This is a genomic window from Roseateles sp. P5_E11 (assembly GCF_054049355.1).
On record NZ_JBFUMO010000795.1, the window covers coordinates 1 to 2,108 of the forward strand.

Annotated in this window: 3 protein-coding genes and 1 pseudogene; 3 read left to right on the plus strand and 1 reads right to left on the minus strand. The window is 70.5% G+C overall.

The genetic code is table 11. The annotated features are described in order from the left end of the window. Window positions 1-26 precede the first annotated feature (26 nt). A complete protein-coding gene (locus ACXJKR_RS30690) occupies window positions 27-107 on the plus strand; it encodes a VPLPA-CTERM sorting domain-containing protein (RefSeq protein WP_457326067.1) in 81 nt (26 codons plus the stop codon). Here the strand turns inward: ACXJKR_RS30690 and ACXJKR_RS30695 are convergent. Further along, window positions 85-786 carry a phosphatase PAP2 family protein gene (locus ACXJKR_RS30695; RefSeq protein ID WP_056191880.1) on the minus strand — a complete coding sequence of 234 codons (702 nt, stop codon included), beginning with the start codon at window positions 784-786 and terminating at the stop codon, window positions 85-87. The two genes, ACXJKR_RS30690 and ACXJKR_RS30695, sit on opposite strands and share 23 nt — an antisense overlap. A gap of 137 nt (window positions 787-923) precedes the next feature. Between ACXJKR_RS30695 and ACXJKR_RS30700 the strand changes: the two genes are divergently transcribed. Both ACXJKR_RS30700 and ACXJKR_RS30705 read left to right on the plus strand, forming a co-directional pair. Further along, the gene (locus tag ACXJKR_RS30700) at window positions 924-1,910 is read left to right on the plus strand and encodes a KpsF/GutQ family sugar-phosphate isomerase (RefSeq protein ID WP_457326066.1); all 987 of its coding nucleotides are present in this window, start codon (window positions 924-926) and stop codon (window positions 1,908-1,910) included. A 1-nt stretch (window position 1,911) separates the two neighbouring features. Next, a pseudogene (locus ACXJKR_RS30705) lies at window positions 1,912-2,108 on the plus strand (3-deoxy-D-manno-octulosonate 8-phosphate phosphatase); the annotation flags it as partial.

The window sequence follows — 2,108 nt, forward strand, 5'->3', positions numbered from 1 at the left end:
CGTTTGACGCCGGCGCGGTCACGCCGGTGCCGGAACCGGCGAGCGCCCTGTTGCTGCTCGGTGGCCTGGCCGCCTTGGCCGCTCTCAGGCCGCGGCGCCGCGCTTGAAGCGCCACGGCCGGACCTGGGCGGCGGCCACGGTCACCGCCCAGCAGATCCAACCTGTCCACATCGTGTGGCTGGGGTAATGCGCACCGCGCAGCATCTGCCCCACGCCATAGACGACGCCCAGCAACACACAGGCCAGCACCCAGGCGCGCGCAGCCCGCGGGTAGGCCCGCGCCAGCGCCCAGCCGCCGCAGAGATAGGCGAAAGCCGCGCTCGCATGGCCGGAAGGGAAGCAGTGCCCGCCACCGCCGTCATGCGCACCCAGCACCCAGTGGGAGATGTAATGGGCCACACCGCCAAACTCGGCCAGATCCCAGGGGCAGCTCGTCAGGCTGAAGCGCTTCATCAGCGAGATGACGGCCAGGCAGACCAGCGTCGTCACCAGCCACCAGCGCCGCTCCGGCCGGCTCAGCGCGGGCAGCAGCCGCGGCACCAGATTGAGCAGCACGATGAAGCCCATGGCCAGGTAGGAGACCAGCCGCCCGCCTTCGTGGATCAGCACCCGCGTGACCCAGGCCTCGCGCAACGCGAAACCGTTGGCGTCGCCGCCCAGGCGCACCGCCCAGAGGTCGAGATGGCTGAGGTCCCAGGCCAGCAGCGCCAGCAGGGCCAGGGCCAGCGCCAGTGCGCCGGCCGGCAAGGCGGCGCGCGCGGATCGATCTAATGGCTTGGTCGGCATAGGCCGGCATTGTCCGGTGACGCCGAAACCACCAGGCTTGCTGCTTGCTGGCGTCTCACGCGCGCTCTGACCTGCCCCGCGAAGAGGCTGAATGCCACGCCGGTTGCCCCGCGTGAGCCCTTGTCTACACTGGCCTCATGAGTTCTCCCGTCTTTGCCGCCGAGCGCGCTGTGCGCATCGGCCGTCAGGCGCTCGAGGTCGAGGCCCGTGCCCTCGCCGAGCTGGCGCCCCGCCTGGGCGACGCCTTTGCGGGCGCCGTGCAGCTGATGCTGGCCTGCCGCGGCCGCGTGGCCGTCATGGGCATGGGCAAGAGCGGCCACGTGGGCCGCAAGATCGCCGCGACGCTGGCCTCGACCGGCACGCCCGCCCTCTTCGTCCACCCCGCCGAGGCGGCCCATGGCGACCTCGGCATGGTCACCAGCAGTGACGTCGTGCTGGCTCTCTCCAATTCCGGCGAGAGTGACGAGCTCAACGCCATCCTGCCCGTGCTCAAGCRCCTGGGCATTCCCATCGTCGCCATGACGGGGCGGCCGCAGTCCAGCCTGGCCGCCCATGCCGACATCGTGCTCGACAGCGCGGTCACCGAGGAGGCCTGCCCGCTGCAGCTCGCGCCCACGGCCAGCACCACGGCCCAGATGGCCCTGGGCGACGCCCTCGCCGTGGCCCTGCTCGACACCCGCGGCTTCAAGGCAGAGGACTTCGCCCGCTCCCACCCCGGCGGCACTCTGGGCCGCAAGCTGCTGACGCACGTGCGCGACCTGATGCGCAGTGGCGACGCCCTGCCCCGCGTGGCGGCCGACACCGGCTTCACCGACCTGATGCGCGAGATGAGCGCCAAGGCCCTGGGCATGGCCGTGATCGTCGACAGCGACGATCACGTCCTTGGCATCTTTACGGACGGCGACCTGCGCCGCCTGGTTGAGCAGGGCCGCGACCTGCGCGCGCTGACCGCCGCCGAGGTCGCCCATGCCAAGCCGCGCACCGTCGGCGCCGAAGCCCTTGCCGTGGACGCGGCCGACCTGATGGAAGCCGCGCGCATCACCGTCGTCCTGGTCGTCGATGCCGAGCAGCGCCTGCTGGGTGCCATCAGCATCAACGACCTCATGCGTGCCAAGGTGATCTGAAGTGAAGCCAGCACTGAAATTCCCTCCCGAACTCCTGGTCAAGGCGCAAGGCCGTGGCCTGGCCATCAAGCTGGCCATCTTCGATGTCGACGGCGTGCTGACGGACGGCCGCATCTACATCGGCGAGCATGGCGAAGGGTTCAAGGCCTTCAACACGCTGGACGGCCATGGGCTGAAGTCGCTGCAGCAGGTCGGCAT

Excerpts from the sequence above, each read along its gene's own strand:
- ACXJKR_RS30695 (WP_056191880.1), bottom strand. The coding sequence starts at position 786 with ATGCCGACCAAGCCATTAGATCGATCCGCGCGCGCCGCCTTGCCGGCC.